General features: G+C 62.2%; 18 protein-coding genes. 7 read left to right on the top strand and 11 right to left on the bottom strand.

Annotation, left to right across the window (positions count from 1 at the left end):
• The first annotated feature begins 132 nt into the window (after positions 1–132).
• The 3 genes from ABID44_RS02865 (at position 133) to ABID44_RS02855 (ending at position 5,776) form a co-directional block, all read left to right on the top strand.
• A complete protein-coding gene (locus tag ABID44_RS02865; protein WP_378226779.1) occupies positions 133–2,613 on the top strand; it encodes a mechanosensitive ion channel family protein in 2,481 nt (826 codons plus the stop codon).
• A gap of 139 nt (positions 2,614–2,752) precedes the next feature.
• On the top strand, positions 2,753–3,016 hold the full coding sequence (locus ABID44_RS02860) for a hypothetical protein (protein ID WP_354150199.1): 264 nt from the start codon (positions 2,753–2,755) through the stop codon (positions 3,014–3,016).
• A 198-nt stretch (positions 3,017–3,214) separates the two neighbouring features.
• Positions 3,215–5,776, top strand: coding sequence for a GcvT family protein (locus ABID44_RS02855; RefSeq protein WP_354150156.1), 2,562 nt, complete (start codon positions 3,215–3,217; stop codon positions 5,774–5,776).
• Between the two features lie 39 nt (positions 5,777–5,815).
• Here ABID44_RS02855 and ABID44_RS02850 read toward each other — a convergent pair whose 3' ends face one another.
• Positions 5,816–7,723, bottom strand: coding sequence for a TonB-dependent receptor domain-containing protein (locus tag ABID44_RS02850; RefSeq protein WP_354150155.1), 1,908 nt, complete (start codon positions 7,721–7,723; stop codon positions 5,816–5,818).
• A gap of 531 nt (positions 7,724–8,254) precedes the next feature.
• Here ABID44_RS02850 and ABID44_RS02845 point away from each other — a divergent pair.
• Positions 8,255–9,103, top strand: coding sequence for a DUF1194 domain-containing protein (locus tag ABID44_RS02845; RefSeq protein WP_354150154.1), 849 nt, complete (start codon positions 8,255–8,257; stop codon positions 9,101–9,103).
• Between the two features lie 25 nt (positions 9,104–9,128).
• On the opposite strand, the gene ABID44_RS02840 is transcribed toward ABID44_RS02845, so the two are convergent.
• Both ABID44_RS02840 and ABID44_RS02835 read right to left on the bottom strand, forming a co-directional pair.
• Complete coding sequence (locus tag ABID44_RS02840) at positions 9,129–10,067, bottom strand: GlxA family transcriptional regulator (protein ID WP_354150198.1); 939 nt, start codon at positions 10,065–10,067, stop codon at positions 9,129–9,131.
• A 250-nt stretch (positions 10,068–10,317) separates the two neighbouring features.
• Positions 10,318–10,518, bottom strand: a complete 201-nt coding sequence (locus ABID44_RS02835) for a hypothetical protein (protein WP_354150153.1) — start codon at positions 10,516–10,518, stop codon at positions 10,318–10,320.
• A gap of 145 nt (positions 10,519–10,663) precedes the next feature.
• Between ABID44_RS02835 and ABID44_RS02830 the strand changes: the two genes are divergently transcribed.
• Entirely contained in the window at positions 10,664–11,563 is a 900-nt protein-coding gene (locus tag ABID44_RS02830; protein WP_354150152.1) for a LysR family transcriptional regulator, read from the top strand.
• 224 nt (positions 11,564–11,787) lie between these two features.
• Here ABID44_RS02830 and ABID44_RS02825 read toward each other — a convergent pair whose 3' ends face one another.
• From ABID44_RS02825 to ABID44_RS02795, 7 genes are all read right to left on the bottom strand, one after another.
• Entirely contained in the window at positions 11,788–13,818 is a 2,031-nt protein-coding gene (locus ABID44_RS02825) for an ASKHA domain-containing protein (RefSeq protein ID WP_354150197.1), read from the bottom strand.
• Positions 13,819–13,942: 124 nt separating this feature from the next.
• Positions 13,943–14,926, bottom strand: coding sequence for a methyltetrahydrofolate cobalamin methyltransferase (locus ABID44_RS02820; RefSeq protein WP_354150151.1), 984 nt, complete (start codon positions 14,924–14,926; stop codon positions 13,943–13,945).
• Positions 14,927–14,993: 67 nt separating this feature from the next.
• A complete protein-coding gene (locus ABID44_RS02815; protein ID WP_354150150.1) occupies positions 14,994–16,094 on the bottom strand; it encodes a methylenetetrahydrofolate reductase in 1,101 nt (366 codons plus the stop codon).
• A complete protein-coding gene (locus ABID44_RS02810; RefSeq protein WP_354150196.1) occupies positions 16,091–16,654 on the bottom strand; it encodes a methylenetetrahydrofolate reductase C-terminal domain-containing protein in 564 nt (187 codons plus the stop codon). Before ABID44_RS02810 ends, ABID44_RS02815 begins: the two co-directional genes overlap by 4 nt.
• Before the next feature lie 100 nt (positions 16,655–16,754).
• On the bottom strand, positions 16,755–17,057 hold the full coding sequence (locus ABID44_RS02805) for a virulence factor (protein ID WP_354150149.1): 303 nt from the start codon (positions 17,055–17,057) through the stop codon (positions 16,755–16,757).
• Positions 17,058–17,256: 199 nt separating this feature from the next.
• Positions 17,257–17,826: a DUF4893 domain-containing protein gene (locus ABID44_RS02800; protein ID WP_354150148.1), complete on the bottom strand. Its 570-nt coding sequence runs from the start codon at positions 17,824–17,826 to the stop codon at positions 17,257–17,259.
• A 34-nt stretch (positions 17,827–17,860) separates the two neighbouring features.
• Positions 17,861–18,502 (bottom strand): DUF1638 domain-containing protein, encoded by a 642-nt coding sequence (locus ABID44_RS02795; RefSeq protein ID WP_354150147.1) that lies wholly within the window; start codon positions 18,500–18,502, stop codon positions 17,861–17,863.
• 63 nt (positions 18,503–18,565) lie between these two features.
• Between ABID44_RS02795 and ABID44_RS02790 the strand changes: the two genes are divergently transcribed.
• The gene (locus ABID44_RS02790) at positions 18,566–18,694 is read left to right on the top strand and encodes an EncA/B family entericidin (protein WP_354150146.1); all 129 of its coding nucleotides are present in this window, start codon (positions 18,566–18,568) and stop codon (positions 18,692–18,694) included.
• Positions 18,695–18,755: 61 nt separating this feature from the next.
• On the opposite strand, the gene ABID44_RS02785 is transcribed toward ABID44_RS02790, so the two are convergent.
• Positions 18,756–19,454 (bottom strand): corrinoid protein, encoded by a 699-nt coding sequence (locus tag ABID44_RS02785; RefSeq protein ID WP_354150145.1) that lies wholly within the window; start codon positions 19,452–19,454, stop codon positions 18,756–18,758.
• 263 nt (positions 19,455–19,717) lie between these two features.
• Between ABID44_RS02785 and ABID44_RS02780 the strand changes: the two genes are divergently transcribed.
• Positions 19,718–21,292, top strand: coding sequence for a trimethylamine methyltransferase family protein (locus ABID44_RS02780; protein ID WP_354150144.1), 1,575 nt, complete (start codon positions 19,718–19,720; stop codon positions 21,290–21,292).
• Positions 21,293–21,362: the final 70 nt, after the last annotated feature.

Below are 21,362 nucleotides of genomic sequence, written 5' to 3'. Positions count from 1 at the left end.
CAGCGCGCACCAGCCGTTCGGCCATGGCTGGCGGCTTGCCGGTTGGACAGCGCCTCTTTATCAATGACCATCCCCGCAACGGCCAAAGCAGGGCTGTCGCGGCGCATGTGCCAACGGGATCACGACAAGATCATGCTCTTGCATATTGCCCGCTATTTGCTTGCCGTTCTCATTGCGCTTGGCGCGGCCACCTCTTCGCTCTGCGCACAGGACATGGCGGCGGCCGAGACGGCGCAACTGGTGCAGGATCAGCGGCAAGCGCTCCAGACGTTGACCACCACGCTCGACGGGCTGGAGAAGGACATCGCCGCCCATGACGACGACGACGCCTATCTGGTGCACCTTCGTCTGGAGCTCCACAACGCATCTGCCGCGTCGTTGCAAAGCGCTTTGGCCTTCAAGCCCCGGCTTGCCGAGATCAACGCGCGCCTTGAGCGACTGGGAGCTCCGCCAGCTGACGACCAGCCGCCGGAGGAGGAAACCATCAAGGAAGAGCGGCAGTCGCTCGCCACCGAAAAGACCGAGATCAACGCGGTGATCGCAATCGCGCAGAATCTGTCGCTACGGTCCAACAAGCTGATCGAGCAGATTGCGGTAATCCGCCGGGATCTGTTCCGCAGCATGCTGACAAGGCGCTATCCGCTGGCCGAGATGTTCAACGGCAAGGTCGTGTCGGAGGCGGTCAGCGAGTTCGAAAAGTTCAGCGGCGCTGTCTCTTCCTGGGCCACATTCGCCTACAAGTTCAAGTTCAACGCCATGGTCGCAGCGACGATCATGGCGCTCGTAGCCGCTCTCGTCCTCATGTTGGGTGGCCGGCGTCTGGTGGGCGGTCTGTACAGGGCTGACCCCGCGATCGATGAGCCGCCTTACCTGACCCGGCTTTCGGTGGCGTTCTGGTCCACGCTGCTGCCAACGGCTGCGCTTACGGTTTTCTTTGCCGCAACCTGGTTTTTCTTCAATTCCAACCAGGTGCTGCGCGGCGATATCGGGCTCTATCTGCGCTCGGCAATGCTGATGATTCTCGGCGTCTTCCTGGTCCACAGGCTGGCGACCGCCGCGCTTGCGCCGACGCTTCCGCAATGGCGGCTCGTTCCGGTGGAATCCAGTCCGGCGCGCTGGATGGTGCGGCTGGCGACGGCCATGGCGATCGCCGTGGCGCTGAACAATTTCCTCTCGCAGGTGGCCGACCAGATGTCGTCGCCGCTGTCGCTCACTGTCACGCGCAGTTTCGTCGCTTCGCTCATTGTCGGCGTGATTCTGATCCTGATCGGCATGGTCAAGCCGTTCAGGGGCGCGGGGGGCAACTGGAGACCGTGGCCCGCCTGGCTGCGCTACAGCCTGTTCGCGATCGGGGGCCTTACTATCGCGGCCGCCTTGCTCGGCTATATCGGCTTTGCAATTTTCGTCTCATTGCAGGTGGTCATGACCGGCACCATTCTGGTGACGGCCTATATCGGCTTCCTTTGCGCCGGCGCCATCGGTGCGGAAGGCGGGCTTGGCGGCTCATGGCTCGGTCGCTGGATGATGGACCGCGGCCATGCCGACGAAAGCTCGATGGACCAGATCGGGCTGGGCGTAAGCGTCCTGCTCAACATCCTGATCCTCCTGATCTTCCTGCCGCTCACCCTGTTCATGTGGGGCTTCCAGCCGGGAGACATACAGGCCTGGGCGCAGAAGCTGGCTACCGGTTTCAGCATCGGTTCGGTCACCATATCGCTGCTCGGCATCTTGAGCGGCGTGCTTGTCTTCGGGATCGGCTATTTCCTGACCCGATGGTTCCAGGGCTGGCTCGACGGGTCGGTGATGGCGCGTGGCAAGGTCGATGCAGGCGTGCGCAACTCGATCCGGCTTGCGGTGGGGTACGCCGGTATCGCGCTCGCCGCGCTGGTCGGCATATCCGCGGCGGGCATCGATCTTTCCAGCCTCGCGCTGGTGGCGGGCGCTCTTTCCCTCGGCATCGGTTTTGGCCTGCAGAATGTCGTCTCGAACTTTGTTTCGGGCCTGATCCTGCTGGCCGAGCGGCCCTTCAAGGTGGGCGACTGGATCGTGGCCGGCGACGTGAGCGGCACGGTGCGCAAGATCAGCGTGCGGGCCACGGAGATCGAGACCTTCCAGCGCCAGACGGTCATCCTGCCGAACTCCAGTCTCATCAACGGCGCTGTTGGAAACTGGACCCACCGCAACAAACTCGGGCGAGCGGAGATCCGGGTCGGTGTGGCCTATGGCGGCGATGCGAGGCGGGCGCAGGAAATCCTGCTGGAGATTGCGCGGGCGCATCCAATGGTGCTCAGGAATCCGGAGCCGTTCGTGCAGTTTGTGAATTTCGGCCCGGCGGCGCTCGAATTCGAGATCAGGTTCTTCCTGGCCGATATCACCAGCAGCGGCGGGGTGCAGAATGACATCCGGTTTGCGATCATCGATGCTTTCAATCGTGAGGGGATCGAGATTCCGTCCACGCCTCGCGCCGAATACAAGCCGCCCGGACTGGAGCCGTGGCCGCATGACGACGACAAGACCGAGGCCGAGTTTGCACAGCGGGAGCGGTTGAAGGCGGAGAAAGAAGAGAAGGCGCGGAAAGGACGGCGCAAGTCTGGCAGGCCCGATCCCGCATAAGGCAAGAAGTCTGCTGCATCGGATTGCGACATGAAGCAGGCATTCAGTTGCCGTTCAGCTTCGTTCTTCTATAAACTGCCTGCATTGGCGGGAATGCCTTGCAATGGCAAACAGGGGCGGTGGCGACACCGTAAACGCAATGTGGAAATCACTGATCGCCGTGTCGGCCCTGCTGGCGGTGTCGGGCAACGCGCTGGCCGCCAGCGCCGTGAACAATGACACCGATCCGCGCACGCTCATCGTCACCGAGGGCAGCAGCAAGCGCGAATTGACGCTTGGTCCGGGCGAGACGGTCGAATTTTGCCCGAACGGCTGTTTCGTGACCATGCCCAACGGCGACCTTGAGGCGCTGACCGGCTCCGAAACCATCGAGATTTCGGGTGGCGTGGCCCGCGTGAGATAAGTTGCGCCCCTTCCGGGCCAGTCTTCTGGAATGCAGGCCGGGCGTCAGGCCCGGCTTTTTTGCTTCTCTGGAAGAGCATCGGAAACAGCCGCGCGGCTTCCGTCGCGCTGTATGACGAGCGTGTCGCAAACAGGCTGCGCTCCCGTCGCCCTCTCGCCCTATAGTCCTGTCGCAACAGCACTTTTGGAGTCGCGGGCAATGGCAGGGTTTCCGGAAAAGGCGAAGGTCGTCATCGTTGGTCTTGGCGGTATTGTGGGCGCTTCGGTTGCGCACCATCTGATCGAGCGCGGGTGGGACGATATCGTCGGCATCGACAAATCCGGAATCCCGACCGACATCGGCTCGACCGCGCATGCCTCCGACTTCTGCTACGCCACCAGCCACGACTTCCTGTCCTGCTGGACCACGCTCTATTCCATCGAATTTTTCGACAAGATGGGCCACTATGCGCGTGTCGGCGGCCTTGAGGTTGCGCGCGTGGGCGATGACGCCCGCATGGAGGAAATCAGGCGCAAGGTCACCTCCGGCCGGGCGTTCGGAACGCGCGCACGGTTGATCGAGCCGGCCGAAATCAAGGAAAAATTCCCGCTGATCGAAGAGCACATGGTGCAGGGCGGGCTCTGGGACCCGGATGCCGGCCTCGTCATTCCGCGTTCGCAGACGGTGGCGGGCGAGCTCGTCGACCGGGGCGTCGCCGCCGGCAAGCTGCAAGCCTTCGCCAACACGTCCGCGCGTTCACTGATCATCGAAGAGGGACGAATCAAGGGCGTGGTGACGGATCGGGGCACGATCATGGCCGATCATGTGGTCGTCTGCGCCGGTCTTTGGGGAAGGCTGATCGCCGAGATGGCGGGCGAAGACCTGCCGGTGATGCCGATCGACCATCCGCTGACCTTCTTCGGTCCCTACAACGAGTTTGCCGGAACGGGTAAGGAGATCGGTTGGCCGCTGCTGCGCGATCAGGGCAACTCGGCCTATATGCGCGACACCGGCGATCCGAAAACCGCCGAGGGCGGGCAGATCGAGTGGGGTTATTATGAGGAGATCAACCCCCGTCTCGTCCACCCGCGCGATCTGCTGGAAAAGGAAGAGGCGCGGCTTTCGCCCTCGCAGCGCGACCTCGACATGGACCAGATTCTGGAACCTCTGGAGCGGGCCATGGAACTGACGCCGATCCTTGGCGAGCTCGGCTACAATGAAAGCCATTCCTTCAATGGCCTGCTTCAGGTCACGACCGATGGTGGACCTTCCATGGGCGAGAGCCAGAAGGTGAGGGGCCTGTGGTACGCGGTCGGCGTCTGGGTCAAGGACGGCCCAGGCATGGGCAAGCTGATCGCCGACTGGATGACGGACGGCCGCACGCCCATCGACCACAACCGCATCGACTACAGCCGGTTCCAGCCTTTCCAGCTTGAGGAGGACTTCATCACCGCGCGCTGCACCGAAACGGCGATGAAGGTCTACAATCCGGCCGTCCATCCGCGCGAACCGTTCTCCGGCGGCCGCGACATCCGCCGTTCGCCCTTCTACGAGCGTGAGAAGGAGCTTGGCGGCTACTTCATGGAACTCGGCGGTTGGGAGCGCGCGCATGGCTATGCGGCGAACGAGCATCTGCTTGAGAAATATGGCGATCGCGCGCCAGTGCGGGAGAACGAATGGGACAACCGCCATTTCTGGCGGGTCTCCAATGCCGAGCATCTGGCGCTCAGCGAGGATTGCGGCATCATCAACCTGTCGCACTTCGCCATGTACGATATCGAAGGTCCCGACCACGTTGCGCTGATGGAATGGCTGTGCGCCGCGAAGATCGGCGGTGACGCCAATATCGGCAAAGGCATCTATACCCATTTCCTTGATGAGGAAGGGATGGTGCGCGCCGATCTGACGGTGTTCCGCATGGCCGACCGTTGCCGTGTCGTCGATGGCGCCGACGCCGGTCCGCGCGATTTCACCTACATGAAGCGCGTGGCGCAGGACCAGGGTTTTGACGTCACCATCACCGACGTGACCGAGACGTACATCACGCTCGGCATATGGGGACCGAACGCGCGCGCCACCCTGCAGAAGGTGGTCGAGGATCCGGACGGTCTCTCGCAGGAGAACTTCCCGTTCGCGGCGATCAGGCCGATTCGCATCGCCGGCAGGCAAGTGACCGCCTTCCGCATCTCCTATGTGGGCGAGCAGGGCTGGGAACTGCACATGGCCTATGAGGACGGGCTGGCGGTGTGGGACGCGCTGCGCTCTACCGGCGCGATCGCCGTGGGCGTCGAAACCTATGCGAACACGCGGCGCATGGAAAAGAGCCTGCGTCTCCAGAATGCGGACCTGCTCACAGAATACAATCTGCTGGAGGCCGATCTGGCCCGTCCGAAGGTCAAGGAAGCCGATTTCTGCGGCAAGTCCAAGCATCTGGAATACAGGGCCCGCGAGCATCAGCCGGCCATGCTGTGCACGCTGGTGATGACCGAAAATGTCGATGCGAACGGCGTCGCCCGTTATCCTGTCGGCAACATGCCGGTGATCGATCCCGCCACCCGGGAGGTACTGGTCGATGAACTCGGCCGCCGCTCCTATACGACATCGGTGGCTTATGGTCCCACCATAGGCAAGAACATCGCGCTCGCCTATCTGCCGTGGAGCTATTGTCAGGAAGGCCGCAAGCTGGCGGTGGAGTATTTCGGCGAGACCTATCCGGTCGAGGTCGCGGCGGTTGGCTACAAGCCGCTCTATGATCCGGAAAACCTTAAGCCGCGAAGCTGACATGCAAAAGCCCCGGTAAAATACCGGGGCTTTTGCATGTCAGAAGCTGCTGGTCAGCCCCAGATAGAAGCGGCGACCATCTTCGTAGTCGTTATCGAACCGCTTGTCGCCGATATTGTAGATCGCGGCGGAGCCCTTGAAGTTATCGTTGAAACGATATTCGAGACCCGCATCGAAGATGGCGTGCGACCCGATATGGTTGTTGCCGGTGTCGTAGGTCTGGCTGCGATACTGGACCTTGCCCCAAACGGTGAGCGCTTCCGTGGTTCGCCAGTCGAGGCCCAGATTGGCGACATGCTCGGGCAGGTTGTTGAACCGTTCGCCCACCTTGTCGCCCTTGGTGATCCTGGAGCGCGCGTAGGTGTAGTTCATCGACACGTCCACGTCCCCGACCGGGAAGTCCACGGTCGCTTCAACGCCGTTCAGCTCGGCGGCGTCGCGGTTGACGTATTGATCGAGCCATTTGTAGCCAAAACAAACATCGGGATCGTAGGGGCCGCCAACCGGTGTCCCTTCACACAGTCGCTCCTTGGCGATCTTGTTCTTGAAGCGCGTGTGATAGGCGGTCAGGCCGAACTGAAGGCCGAAGTCATTTTCCCAGACCATGCCTATTTCGTAATTGGTGCTTTCCTCGGGCTTGAGATTTGTGTTGCCCTGATCCCTGGCCATGCCGTCGCCCCCGGACGGTTCAAGGATGTTGTCGTCGGCCTGTTTCAGTTGAGGAACCTTGTAGCCCCCGCTGATGCCGCCCTTGAAGGTGAGCGCGGGGGTGAAATGGTAGACGCCGTAGAGGCGCGGCGTGAAATGGGAACCGTAGCGCTCGTTCTGGTCGTAGCGCAGGCCAAGCGTCGCTGTGAAGTCTTCGGTGATGTGGAAGTTGTCCTCGCCGAACAACGCCCAGTGCCAGCGCTCCATATTGGGATCGACATCCGTCGGCACGCGATTGGGCGAATGGCGGGTTTCCTCCGCCTTGTAGTCGAAGCCTGCAATCAGGTCGTGATTGCCGATGCTGGCGCTCGTCTTCGTATTGAAATTGAGCTGGTTGTAGCCTGAAATATTGGTCCCGTTCTCGAAATCGACATCCTCGTAAGTCAGGAAGGAGGTCGTTTCATAATCCTGGCCCCAGCGCAGCTTGTGAACGGCGGCGTAATTCATATGGTCGACATCGACGCCGCTGACAGTGGCCGCTTTCGTCTCCGTGTCGCTTCGGTTTTGGGCGATCTCAAGCGAGAGGTCCTGATTTTCTGTGATTCGCGCGCTCAGCCTGCCGCCAAGGCTTTTGCGGGACATGTCCTGCGAAGCCCCGGTCGTCAGCCCGTGGCCCTCGCGATTGTGCAGGGAGCCCCAGAGCGAGAGGCCGAGCCGGTCGGTCATGACGGGTCCGCTCAGATAGAAGCGGCCTTCATGAGTGTTCCCGGCCTCGTCGTGCCGATATGCCGTAACGCCCGTGGTGACTGTGCCGGACCACACGTCCGAAACCGGTTTCGTGATGATGTTGATCACGCCGCCCAAGGCGGATGAGCCGTAGAGCGAGGACATCGGACCACGAATGATCTCGATGCGTTCGATTGCGCCGGGCGGAGGCAGATAGCCCGTGGCGAGCCCGGAGCCGAAACCGTTGTAGGTGGCTTCCGACGAATTGCCGAGCGGCCTGCCGTCGACCAGCATCGAAACGTAGCCCTCACTCATGCCACGGATCGAAATCGATGCCGCGCCGGAGCGGGCGGACGGTGCGTTGACGATTACGCCGGGCACGTCGCGCAGGACATCTGCAACGCTGGCATAGGGTTTCGAGGCGATCTTCTCGCCGCTGATGACGGTCACCGTTGCGGGCGCGTCCGGCAAGGTCTGGGCATGGCCGCTTGCAGTCACGACGATCTGCTTCAGGACGGTGGCCTGTTCCTCTTCGTCCGCATTTTCGGCCGTTTGCGCCAAAACAGCGCTCATCGATGCCGATAGCAAAAGAAGACTCGCCAGGCCGCCAACTGTGCCGGTTGCGACTTTATGCATTTCTTTTCACTCCTGTCCCGCATCACGGTGCATCTCCAGCCGCCGTGATCCTTGATTGTCGGCTGCAATGCGTCTGTGGAGACATGTTGGTGCAGCCGAAAACGCACCGGTCGTGTCTGGTGCTTTTTTGGCTGGTCAGTTCCTGACTGGCTGCGACAATGGAAGGCGGGTGCGGTGTGTGCCTGATCCTGCGTTTGATCGCCGGACTCCCACCTCCTGAACGTAATTTCCGCCGGCGATTCCCACCCCCTTGCGGAAATCACCCCGGATCGAAAAATGAGCCATAAAGATGACTCTATTAGTCATGAAATTCGTATAAAGCCTCTTCGGAAGAATGGAAGGGGCTTTCCATTGGGGAGGGCGAATTCCACAAAAAGGGTCTGCGCTCTCAAAAATGTGAAGGGACGGATCGGACGACCGGGGCGGGCCTTGCTTTTACCGTGCTGCAATCTGGCGTAGTGTCAGCCCATGTCTGCTTTGTGGAGCAATGCGCGACATGTTCTGGCGACCGGCGTGGCGCTTGTGGCCGCCGGTTTCTGCGGTGCGGGAATGGCGAGCGCCGAACCGGTTGATGTGGAACTGGTTCTGGCGGTCGATGTGTCGCTTTCCATGTCCCCGGCGGAGCTCGAAATCCAGCGGCGCGGCTATGCCGCCGCACTCACTCATGACAGCGTTCTGCAAGCCATCGCCGATGGTGCGCATGGACGCATTGCGATTTCCTATGTCGAGTGGGCTGGCATGACCACCCAGCACATCGTGGTGCCCTGGACGGCCATCGCCGGCAGGGAAGACGCGGAGCGTGTCGCGGCGCGGCTTTCCGTGCATCCGCCCAACAGCGCGCGGCGGACCTCCATCTCGGCCGCTCTTGAATTCGGCGGCGACATGTTTGCCGAAAGCGGTTTTGAGGGCGTGAAGCGGGTCATCGACATTTCCGGTGACGGTCCCAACAATCAGGGCGGCCCGGTGGCGGCAGTGCGCGACCGGCTTGTCAGCCAGGGCATCACCATCAACGGTCTGCCGTTGATGACCAATGGCGGCTTCGATGGGGGATACGATATCGCCAATCTGGATCGGTACTATACCGACTGTGTGATCGGCGGGCCGGGGGCCTTCATGATCCCCGTGAACGACTGGACGCAGTTTGCGGAGGCGGTGCGGCGCAAGCTGGTTCTGGAACTCGCCGGCATACCACCCCTGAGAGATACTGCCGAATTGTCGAACCCGCCTGTGATTCTGGCGCAGACTATGTCGGCCAGCGACTGTCTCGCGGGCGAGAAGATGTGGCGCGACCGATACTGGATGATGGACGCGCAGTGACGGCGCGTGCCTCGTCCCGCGCAGGCTATGCCGCCATGAGCTGCTTGCGGTCGACGCGTTCCTGCTGCGGCGAGCGCGCATAAAGCTCCCGATAGCATTTGGAGAAATGCGAGGCGGAAACGAAACCGCACGCCACCGCGACTTCCACGACCGGCATGGATGACTGGATGAGAAGATGGCGCGCGCGGTCGAGCCTGATCTCCAGATAGTAGCGCGCGGGCGAGCGTCCCATCTCGGAGCGGAACAGCCGCTCGATCTGCCGGCGCGACAGGTCGACATGGTCGGCGATCTCGATCAGCGACAGCGGCTCGGAAAGGTTGGCCTCCATCAACTCGATGATTGTCAGGACTTTGGAGTTCTGTACGCCGAGCCGGGCGCGCAGCGGCAGGCGCTGGCGGTCGGTAGGGCTGCGGACGCGGTCGGTCAGCACCTGTTCGCAGACCCGGTTGACGACATTCTCGTCGAAATCCTCGCCAATCAGCTTGAGCATCATGTCGAGCGCGGCGGTGCCGCCGGCGCAGGTGTAGATGTTCTGGTCCACCTCGAACAGGTCGGCGAACACGTTCACCTTCGGAAACGCCTCGGAGAAGCCGGGCAGGTTCTCCCAGTGAATGGCGCAGCGCTTGTTGGAGAGCAGGCCGGCCGCCGCCAGAATGTGCGCGCCGGTGCACAGTCCGCCAATCGCGACACCACGATTGTATTCCTCGCGAAGCCAGGCAAAAACCGACTTGTTGTAGTATTTCTCGACATCGAGGCCGCTGCACACGATGGCCATGGAGGGCCGGTCAGGGCCTGACATCTTCCTCCGCTCGTCCTCAAGCGAGGTGTCGACCGCACATTGCACGCCATTCGAGGCGCGCACCGGCTTTCCATCCAGGCTGGCGAGACGCCAGCTATAGGCCTCGTAGCCCAGCATGCGGTTGGCTGAACGCAACGGGTCCAGCGCCGTCGCGAAGGCGATCATGGTGAAGTCCGGAACCAGAAAAAAGACGAACGATCTTTTGACAGGCTGCTTTACGGCGTTCAAGGTACCCTCCTGGTGCCAAGGCGCGTGCGGAACGTCGCTTAGAGCATAGCGTCATCAGGAAAATCGTTTTCTGTCAATCGGGTAGGGTGTCGGTAACAAGATATTTTGCCGGCAGGCCCTCATTGGCCGGCCGGCAAGGATCCGAAAGTGAGATCTTTGGCGTGGGAAATCTTGACCTGTAGTGTTTTCAGGCGTGGTGCGGCACTATCCCCAGGCTGTTGCAGGCAGCGATCTCGATTGGCGGCTGCCGCTGCTCGACGATCTCCGGCCACCCGATATCCTTCTGTATTTCCAGTGGCAGCGAGCGCAGAACCCGCTCGGTCTGGTGGCGGGCGCGAGCTTCGCCAATCCTGCGCATTGTATCACTTAAAAAAGCCACCGCGAACATGACGTGTCCCTTTCTTCATGGCTGGCGGAACCATGGTCTGTTCCGCCCTTTCAGCTTTTCATGAGATTGACTATGAGGCTGGATTGATGTTCAATCAAACGAAATGGAATGACGTTTACATTCAAAAATACTGAAGGCCAGAACGATGAACGCGCCCCTCAATCATCCTCTTCCGCTTCTCGATCTCGACGTGTTGCGAACCTTTGTGGCGATCGCGGAAACCGGGAGTTTCACGACGGCGGCCAGTTCCGTCTACCGCACCCCTTCCGCCGTTTCGATGCAGATCAAGAAGCTGGAGGATATCCTTGGCCGTTCTGTTTTCTCGCGCGATGCGCGCTCGGTGAAACTGACCACGGATGGCGAGATGCTGCTTGGCTATGCGCGCCGCATGCTGGCGATCAACCGCGAGGCTGTCTCAAAGTTCATCGTGCCGGACATTGTCGGCGTGGTGCGCCTCGGCTCGCCGGACGATTTTGGCGAGCGGGTTCTGCCGCATGTGCTGAAGCGCTTTGCGCAGTCGCATCCCTGCATCGCCGTCGACGTGACCATCGACCAGAGCGTCAATCTGCGTCGGCGCATGGACGACCGGGCGCTCGATCTCACCCTGTTCACCAATTCCTGCAAGGCGATCGCCGACGGGGGCGAGGTCCTGCTGACGGAGCCGATCGTATGGGCCGGTGCGAAAGGGGGAGGCGCGCATCTGCGCGAACCGCTGCCCGTGTCGATCTGGGAAGAGGGGTGCGTATGGCGCGCCGGCGCGCTTGAGGCGCTCGGACGGGAAGGGCGCGATTATCGTGTCGCCTATATGAGCGCGCATACCGCGGGCCAGCGCGCAGCGATCATGGCCGATCTCGCGGTCGCGCCGCTGCCGAAATCCTTCCTCGGCTGCGACATGGTGGAACTGGGGGCGGAGCACGGCATGCCCGACATTGGCAATTATTCATTGGCGATGGTGGTGTCGCCCGAGGCCAGCGCGCCGGTCAAGGCGGTGGCTGATCATATCAGGGCGACTTTCGAGGTGCTGCGCCAGACCGGTAAATTCTAGGCGTCTCCGCTTTTCTCAAAGTCGAGAAAAAATCTTCAACACTTTGTTATGCTGCTGTTTTTGAATACAAAATCGTGTCGCATTTGCGTGATCTAGAGCATTTTCAGCAAAAGTGTGAAACGGTTTACGCCCTGAAATGCAGCTAAAACCATGAGATAGAGCGGTTCTGGAGATTCGATGAAAACCAGAACCGCTCTATGATTCCCTCTGATTGTAAAATGCTTCTAACCCCTGCGCCGCGCGGCGCGTTCCTCGCGTGAGCGACGACGGGGCGCTGCGCTTGCGCCGGCTTCAGAACCGTCCTCTGCGAGTGCTTTCCTCGGCGGCAGCTTGACGGCTTGCGAGAGCTTCGGGAACGGATCGACCTTGTTGGGCAGCGCCATGGCGTTGATGAAGAGCTGCTGGAAATGCGGCTCCAGCGCGGTTTCGATCTTCTCGATCTTCTTCACCTCCTCCTCGATCTCGCGCCGGTGGTCGCGGTTGAGCAGGGCCATCAGCGCGCCGGTGCCCGAGGCGTTGCCTACCGCCTTGACGTCGGCGAGGTCGCAATCGGGAATGAGGCCGAGCACCATGGCGTATTTGGGATCGATGAAGGAGCCGAACGCACCGGCGAAGCGGATCACGTCGACCTGGTCGACGCCCTGCTTTTCCATCAGCAGCTTGACGCCGGCATAGAGCGCGGCCTTGGCGAGCTGGATGGCGCGCACGTCGGTCTGCGTCACCGTGATGCGTGGCTCGCCGTCGCGCAGCAGATAGGAAAAGGTGCGGCCATTCTGGAAGATGCGCGGCGAGCGCGCAGCCAGATCGCCGTCGATCACACCGTCCTCGGATATGATCCCGCTCAGATACATCTCCGCCACCACCTCGATGATGGCCGAGCCGCAGATGCCGGTGACGCCGACCGCGCCGGCCGCTTCCTTGAAGCCTTCCTCGTCGGACCATTTGTCGACGCCGATGACGCGGAATTTGGGCTCCAGCGTGTCGGGATCGATGCGCACGCGCTCGATGGCGCCGGGTGCGGCGCGCTGGCCGGACGAAATCTCCGCGCCCTCGAAGGCCGGGCCGGTGGGCGAGGAGGCTGCGACGACCCGCTCGCGGTTGCCGAGGATGATCTCGGCATTGGTGCCGACATCGACCAGCAGCATCATCCGATCCTGACGATACGGCCCTTCCGAAAGGGCGGCGCCCGCCGCGTCGGCCCCGACATGTCCGGCGATGCACGGCAGCGTGTAGAGGCGCGCGCCGCGATTGATGTCGATGTCGAGCTCATGCGCCCAGTAATGCATCGCCCCTGAAACGGCGAGAGCGAAGGGAGCCTGACCCAACTCGGTCGGGTCGATGCCGAGGAACAGATGATGCATGATCGGATTGGCGACGAACACGGCGTCGAGAATGTCGTGGCGATCGACGCCGCCTTCCTCGCATACGTTGCCGATCAGCCCGTTGACAGCCTCGCGCACCGCCTTCGTCATCGCCTCGCGACCGTCCGGGTTCATCATGACGTAGGAAACGCGGCTCATGAGGTCTTCGCCGAAGCGGATCTGCGGATTAGGCGCGCCGGAGGATGCGACGATGCGACCCGAAAGCAGCGACACCAGATGCATTGCGATGGTGGTCGAGCCGATGTCGCAGGCGATGCCGTAGGCTTCGTTCTTCAACCCCGGCCACATGGCGATGATGAAGGGACGCGAAATGTCCATGTCGCGGTGGATGGCGACGGTGGCGCCCCAGTTCTCCTTGCGCAAGAGGCCCTGTATCTGCGGCACGATGTGTGAGGCGATCAGCGGGTCCTTCCAGCCCCAATCCTTTTCCAGAACCAGCTTCATCCGGTCGAGATCGCCCAGCGGCTTGTGCATGTCGGGCTCGTCCACCTCGACATAGCAGAGCTGGACGGGAGGATTGCGGTCGATGTGCCGGTCCACGGCGGCCTTGCGCACCACCTGCGCGTTGATGACCGTGTCCTGCGGCACGTCGACCACCAGATCGCCCTGGATGGTGGCGGAGCAGGAAAGCCGCCTTCCTTCAGGCAGGCCGCGCACGCGCTCGTAGCGTTCTTCCTTGGAACCCTTGGGAGATATGTGGTCGAGGGTGGAGACGATCTGGTGCTTGGCGAAATTGCCCTCCTGCACCTCGATCTGGCAGCGGCCGCAGGTGGCGCGCCCGCCGCATACGCTTTCCACATAGACGCCGAGCTGGCGCGCGGCGTCGAGGACGGGCGTGCCGACGGGGAAACGTCCGCGCTTGCCCGAGGGCATGAACAGCACAAGTGGGTCGGTCTTGTTGAGCGGTGCGTTCAATTCCTGCCTGCCTGCTACTCAATTGCTCTTCTTCCGGGCTTTCGTGGACCTGTTCCATGAAAGCCCGCATGGCATGGAATTTCTATCCAGGCGTCGCGCGGCGCGCGTCACGACCGCCGCGCCGACGCCCGCCATTGCCGGCGGACGCCATGCCATCGGCGGACTGGGCGACGACCGCCACCGGCGCGGGGGCGACATGCGCGCCCGGCTTATAATCCTTGTAGGTCTTGATCCAGGTCGTGCAGTCCCTGTCCGTGCCGGCCAGCACGTTGGCGCCGCGCACGGCCTCCATTTCCTGCGGACGGCACGGGTTCATGATGGCGGAGGTCATGCCGGCTCCGATCACCATGGGGATGAAGGCGGCGTTGATGCCGTGGCGATGCGGCAGGCCGAAGGAGATGTTGGAAAGGCCGCAAGTGGTGTTGACCTTCAGCTCCTCGCGCAGACGCCGCAGCAGGGCGAACACCTGACGGCCGGCGTCGCCCAGCGCACCGATCGGCATCACCAGAGGATCGACCACCACGTCATGAGCTGGAATGCCATGGTCGGCGCAACGTTCGACGATCTTTTTGGCCACGGCGAAGCGCACGTCCGGATCCATGGAAATGCCGGTCTCGTCATTGGAAATGGCGACTACGGGAACGTTGTATTTCTTCACCAGCGGCAGAATGGCTTCCAGTTTCTCCTCTTCGCCGGTGACGGAGTTCACCAGCGGCCGTCCCTTCGCCACTTTCAGGGCCGCCTCGATGGCTGCGGTGACGGAGGAGTCGATGGAGAGCGGCAGGTCGACGAGGTTCTGCACGATTTCCAGCGTCTGCACCAACAAGCCGGGCTCGGTGGCGTTGGGGTCGACGGCGGTGACGCCGGCATTGACGTCGAGCATCGTCGCGCCGGCCGCAGCCTGTTCCAGCGCATCCTTCTTCACCGTATCGAAATTACCCTCCATCATCTCGGCGGCCAGTTTCTTGCGCCCGGTCGGGTTGATGCGCTCGCCGATGACGCAGAAGGGCTGGTCGAAGCCGATAACGATTTCCCTGGTCGCCGAGGCGACGATCGTGCGGGTCATGCAATGTCTCCGTTGATGAAGAGAGTTCCGTTGTGCCTCATGGTGGCGGGTATGCGGAGCGCCGGTTTCAATGCGCGCTCCTGACCATGTCCACCTGTTTTTCGGTCACGTCCTCGCCGAGGATGTGTTCCAGTCGCTCGGCCACCAGCGCATCGTCTGCGCGCGCCTCGCGTTTCCATGGCCGGCGACCCTTCAGAATGCCCGATTCATCGACGATCTGAGCCACATATTCCTCCTGCCGGTAGGCCATGACATGCACGCCGGACACGCCGGGGATTTCCTTGACCTCGTTGATGATGTCGATGCACAGGCGCTTGCCCTCGGCCTTCTGGTCCTGCGCGCCTTCCAGCCGCCTGATGATCGCATCGGGAATGTGGATGCCGGGGACGTTGGAGCGTATCCATTTCGCCGTTTTGGCCGAGGCGAGCGGGCCGACGCCGCATAGCATGAACACCTTGTCGGTCAGGCCGAGATCGCCGGCGCGCTGCATGAAGTCCCGGAACATCGGCACGTCGAAGCAATATTGCGTCTGCACGAATTGCGCGCCGGCCGCGATCTTCTTGCCCAGATGAATCGGGCGGAAGTCGAAGGGCGGAGCGAACGGGTTGACCGCCGCACCGAGGAAAACCTGCGGCGGCGTGGTCAGCTTGCGGCCGGACAGGAACTTGCCATTGTCGCGCATGACGCGGATCGTCTCCAGCAGCGACATGGAATCGAGATCGAAGACCGGTTTGGCCCCCGGCTGGTCGCCCGCCTGCACGCCGTCGCCGGTCAGGCATAAAATATTGGCCACGCCCATCGCGGCCGCGCCCAGCACGTCGCCCTGTATGGCGATGCGGTTCTTGTCGCGGCAGGCGATCTGCATGATCGGTGCATAACCCATGCGCGTGAGCAGGGCGCAGATGCCGACCGAGGACATGTGGCAATTCGCGCCCGAGGCGTCCACGGCATTGATGCCGTCCACCCAGCCGTCGAAAATTTTCGCCCGGTTGTAGACATCCTCCGGGTCGGCGCTGTCTGGCGGATTGAGTTCGGTGGTCACCGCGAATTCGCCGCGCCGCAGCACCCGTTCCAGCCGCCCGAGTGAGGAATGGCCGGGCAGCGGTTCCAGCGGCAGGTGCGGTCCTGCCGGATTTTCGTCGGGCTGCTGCCGGTGCGTGGCGCTCATGCGGCGGCCCCCATGTCCGACGAGGCCTTCGCCTGTTCGCGCGCGGCGGCCGCCTGTGCGGTCACGCGCAGCCAGGCGGAGGTTTCGCGCAGCGACTGATCGACCGGGTTCTGCACGTTGAGGATGGCGTCGCCCCTGACCATGGTGCGCGAACCTTCCCACGCCTTCACCCAGACGCAGGGCATGTCCGGCTCGACCTCGCAATTGCCGTTGGCGCGCACGCCGCCACAGGGGCCGTTGCGCAGCTGCTTGGGGCAGTTCATGGGGCACGACATGCCGGTCGAGGAGAGGATGCACTGGCCGCACATGCGGCAGTCGAACATGAGCCCCTTGACGCGCTTTTCCACGAACTTGACGGGAGCTTCGACACGGCCGTAGCCGATAGCCTTCCACAGCGGATGCAGGAGCAGAAAAGTGTCGGCGAAGCGGCCATAGACCCATTCCAGAAGCCGGGAATGGCGCACGGACCACAGCCGCACCGAATAGGAGCGCTGCACACGGCGTTGCGGCGACACGTCAGCCGGATTGTAGTCGCTCTTTGGCGCGGTCTTCTTGACCATGGCGGCTTGTGTCGTCGTGCCGGTGGCGGAGGGAGGAACGACAGGCGTATCGCCGGACGCGGGACCTTTCGCGGTCGTGGACTGTGACTGGAGGGGAGCGCTAGCCATTTTCTCTGCCGCCAGCCTTTGCGAGAGCGACCAGCCGCTCCCGGCCATATTGCGCTTCGAGCTCGGCCGCGGCCTTTTCGGCCTCCGCTTCAAGGTCTTCGCCCACTGCTAAGGGTTCGGATTTGCGCCATTCGGCGAGATAGTCGTCGCTTTCCGCCGCGCCGGAGCGCATGGCGGCCATGTCGATCGCTTCGGTGAAGCGCAGAGACAGCTCGCGTTTGGCGTTCTGCCGCCCCTTGCGAACGATCACCTGTGCGGGAATATCGCGCCAGTAGAGGACGACCAGATCGGCCATGAGCTGCACTCTTTAATTCGGGGCCTATGTCTCTGTTTCATTCCGAAACGGCTTCCCGCTTTCGGGAGACATGTTCAGGCTTCGAGCATTGCCGCAACCACCGGCGCGCCGCTTCTCATGGGGCGACGCCCGACCATTCAAAAACGACGCTGAATGCGACATTTGCCGGGGCGTCGCCGCAAAAAGAAAAGCGGAAGTCTCAGCGCTGCAATTCAAGGATGTCGAGAAGGGATTCCCTTCTGGGCTGGGGGAACTCGATCCGCCATTCGTCCGCGCCGGTGCGGAACGCGTAACCCGCCTGGTCCATCTCCGGATCGGCGGCATAATCTCTGGCGGGGTCATCGTTGTAGCGAAGCGAGCCGAGATAGATGGCGCGCTTGTCCCCGTCATCGTAAAGCCGGCCCCGCGTGCGTTGCGAGCCGCTGGTCTTGTCCAGCATCCAGCCGGATCCGTCATCGGTGATCTTGCAGCGGAACCAGTCATAGATGACCAGTGTTGCGATCCCACCCGCCTTGATGGTGCGGCAGCGCCAGTCGCCGGTCAGATCTGCGTCGGAAAACGAGACCGCCGGCCGGGCCAGGAGCCGGTCGAGCACGGCGAGGTCAGCGAGATCGCCGCCGCGAGCCTCGTCGAGCGCGGCCTTGCGCGTGGTTTCATAGCTATCGAGGCGGGCGGTGTCGGCCGCGGTGATCAGTTTCCCGACCTCGCCATCGGCGAAGGCGGGCGTGGCGGCCATGGCGGAAGCAAGGGCTATGATGGCGAGTTTCATGATCGTCCTGTCCGGTGCGCGTCCCGCCACCGCATTACAGGGCAGGAGGCGCCGCCCGCGCAAGACCCGGGACAAGATCGCCATAACCTGTCGAGCGACGTTCATAGACGAGGCCGAGCATCCTGGCGGCGTTCTCGGCAACGGCGTCCAGCGCCGGATCGTCGGTCTGGGCGAGATAGATCAGCTTCTCGTAATTGCCGAAATAGTCGGTGACTAGCTCCGGATGGCGGTCGAGGCCGAGGGGTTTGATGAAGAAGGCGTCGAACTGACGGCACAGGAAATCGGTCATGTAAAATGACATCATGTCCGCATCCTCGACCTTCCTGTAGGCTTCGAGCCCCTGATAGAAAGCGAAGCAGTGCGGTCCGGCCATGCGTTCGACGCCATGCTTTTCACAGATCCGGTCGAGCAATCCGCCGGTGCCGCAATCGGCATAGCCGACGAAAATATGCCGGTAGCCATCGGACCTGGCCTGTTCGATGGCCTTGTCCATGGCCGGCGCGATACGGTCCGGATAGAAGTGATATTCCGCCGGCAGGCAGGTGAGATCGATATGGTCGAGGCCGAGCTGTTGTTTGACCGCCAGTATCTCGCGCGCGATCATGCCGCAGGCGATAACGAGCACCCGCTGGAGGCGGGTCTCAGGCGTTCTTTCCTGTTTTTGCGCGGCTGCCATGGAACCAGTACGACCGCTTTTCGTTGCATTCAGGCGAAACTACCGAAGAGGGAGACACAATTCATGTCACGTTTTGCGCCAGTCGCCGTTCTCATCTGCGTCCTTGCATTGACCGCCTGCGCCAACACCGTTCGCGGGGTGGGGCGGGATGTTCAGTCTACTGCAGATGCAGTCGAGGACACCGTCAACTGACGTTTCTCCAATCTGGGAAAGAAAAGGCCGCGCCGCAAGGGGGCGGCCTTTTCCATATCTGTCAGGCCGAAGCGCGGATGTTGTGCTTGCGGGTCATGAAATCCTTGGCGGTCTCCACCGCCACGGCCGCATCGCGGCAATAAGCGTCCGCGCCCACGGCCTTGCCGAATTCCTCGTTCAGCGGAGCGCCGCCGACCAGCACCACATAGTCGTCGCGTATGCCCTTTTCCTTCATCGTGTCGATGACGACCTTCATGTAGGGCATGGTGGTGGTGAGCAGGGCCGACATGCCGACGATATCGGGCTGGTGCTCCTCGATCGCTTCCAGATATTTCTCGACAGGATTGTTGATGCCGAGGTCGATGACGTCGAAGCCAGCGCCTTCCATCATCATGCCGACGAGGTTCTTGCCGATATCATGGATGTCGCCCTTGACCGTGCCGATGACCAGCTTGCCCTGCTTGGGCGCGCCGGTCGCCGCCAGCAGCGGGCGCAGGATGAACATTCCGGCCTTCATCGCGTTGGCCGACAGCAGCACCTCCGGCACGAACAGGATGCCGTCGCGGAAATCCTCGCCGACGATTCGCATGCCTTCCACCAGGGCCTCGGTCAGAACCTTGTAGGGCAGCCAGCCACGGTCGAGAAGGATTTGCGTGCCTTCCTCGATCTCTTCCTTGAGGCCGTCATAAAGGTCGTCATGCATTTGCTGGACGAGTTCGTCGTCGGAAAGTTCGGAAAGGATGATCTCGTCGTCGGCCATAGTCCCACTCCAGGTTGCCGCGCCCCACTTGCCGCCTTTCTCGCGAGCAATGATCGCTTCATAATAGGTACATAAGGCGCGTTTGCGGCCATGGCTGATTTGCGACTTCCGTCAATGGGAAAGCGACTGGCGAAAGCCTTTGGCTTCTGTCGATTTTGCGACAATCCTTGGCGCTGTGGAGCCGTTTCAGGGCCGGGGCATGGCTACGATCCGGCAAGAAGCGGCGATATGCGCGCCGGGACCAGCTTTCAGGGAATATGATCATGAGCGATAGTGCGGCAGTCGATCAGGAGGCGACAGGCGGTCGCCGGGGGCGTGGCGCCGGGGGCGGGGCTGCGGCGCGGCGCGCCGCGCGCGCTGGCGGCGGTCCCGGAACCCAGCTCACCTACATCACGCGCAAGATGGGCGTTTACGAGGTGCTGGACGAGGAAGGTCTGGCGCTGATCGAGAAGAACGCCGACACAGTGCTGGAAGAGACCGGCATCATCTTCCGGGACGACGCGGAAGCGCTGGAGATGTGGAAAGGGGCCGGCGCAGACGTGCGCGGCGAGCGCGTTCATTTTCCCAAAGGCTTGTGCCGCTCGCTGCTCAAGAGCGCGCCATCCACATATACCCAGCACGCCCGCAATCCCGCGCGCTCGGTCGAGATCGGCGGCAGAGCCACGGTGTTCGCGCCGGTGTACGGCCCGCCCTTCGTGCGCGATCTCGAAGGCAACCGCCGCTACGCCACGATCGAGGATTTCCGCAATTTCGTGAAGCTCGCCTATATGGCTCCGTCGATCCACCATTCCGGCGGCACTGTGTGCGAGCCGGTGGACGTGCCGGTCAACAAGCGCCATCTCGATATGGTCTATTCCCATATCCGCTATTCGGACAAGCCGTTCATGGGCTCGGTGACCGCGCCGGAGCGCGCCGAGGATACGGTCGCCATGGCCAAGATCGTGTTCGGCGACGATTTCGTCGAGAACAACACGGTGCTCACCAGTCTCATCAACGCCAATTCGCCGATGGTGTTCGACGAGACCATGCTGGGCGCGGCCAAGGTCTATGCGCGCCACAATCAGGCCTGCATCGTCACGCCTTTCATCTTGGCAGGAGCTATGAGCCCGGTGGCGGTCGCCGGCACGCTGACACAGGTTCTGGCCGAGGTGCTGGCCGGCGCTGCGTTTACCCAGTTGGTGCGCCCCGGCGCGCCGGTGCTGTTCGGCACCTTCGCCTCGTCCATCTCCATGCAATCGGGCGCGCCGACCTTCGGCACGCCGGAACCGTCGCTGGTTTCCTACGGCGCGGCGCAACTTGCGCGGCGGCTGAACCTGCCGTTCCGCACCGGCGGCTCTCTGTGCGCCTCAAAGGTTCCCGATGCGCAGGCGGCCTATGAGAGCGCCAACACCCTCAACTCCACCGTTCTTGCCGGCACCAATTTCGTGCTGCACGCCGCCGGCTGGCTGGAGGGCGGTCTGGCGTCCTGCTACGAGAAGTTCATGATGGACATCGACCAGCTCGGCATGAGCCAGAAAATGTGTGAGGGGGTCGACCTGTCGGAGAACGGCCAGGCCATGGACGCCATCAGGCAGGTGGGGCCGGGCAGCCATTACCTAGGCTGCGACCATACGCAGGCCAATTTCCAGACCGCGTTCTACAGATCGAGCATCGCCGACAACAACTCCTTCGAGCAGTGGCAGGCGGAGGGCTCCAAAACCGCTCCGCAGCGCGCCAACCAGCTTGCCCGCCAGTGGCTGGAAAGCTACGAGGCTCCGTTCCTCGATCCCGGCATCGATGACGGTTTGAAGGATTTTATCGCCCGCAAGAAGGAATCGATGCCAGACGCCTTCACTTGAAAGGAGCCCGATTCAGGCCGGGCTAAAGTGGCCAATATCATTCACAAGGAAGTCTGGCGGAGCGCTTTCT

Source organism: Aquamicrobium ahrensii, from assembly GCF_040545755.1.
GTDB lineage: Bacteria > Pseudomonadota > Alphaproteobacteria > Rhizobiales > Rhizobiaceae > Mesorhizobium > Mesorhizobium ahrensii.
This window is presented reverse-complemented; position numbering and strand designations above follow the sequence as displayed.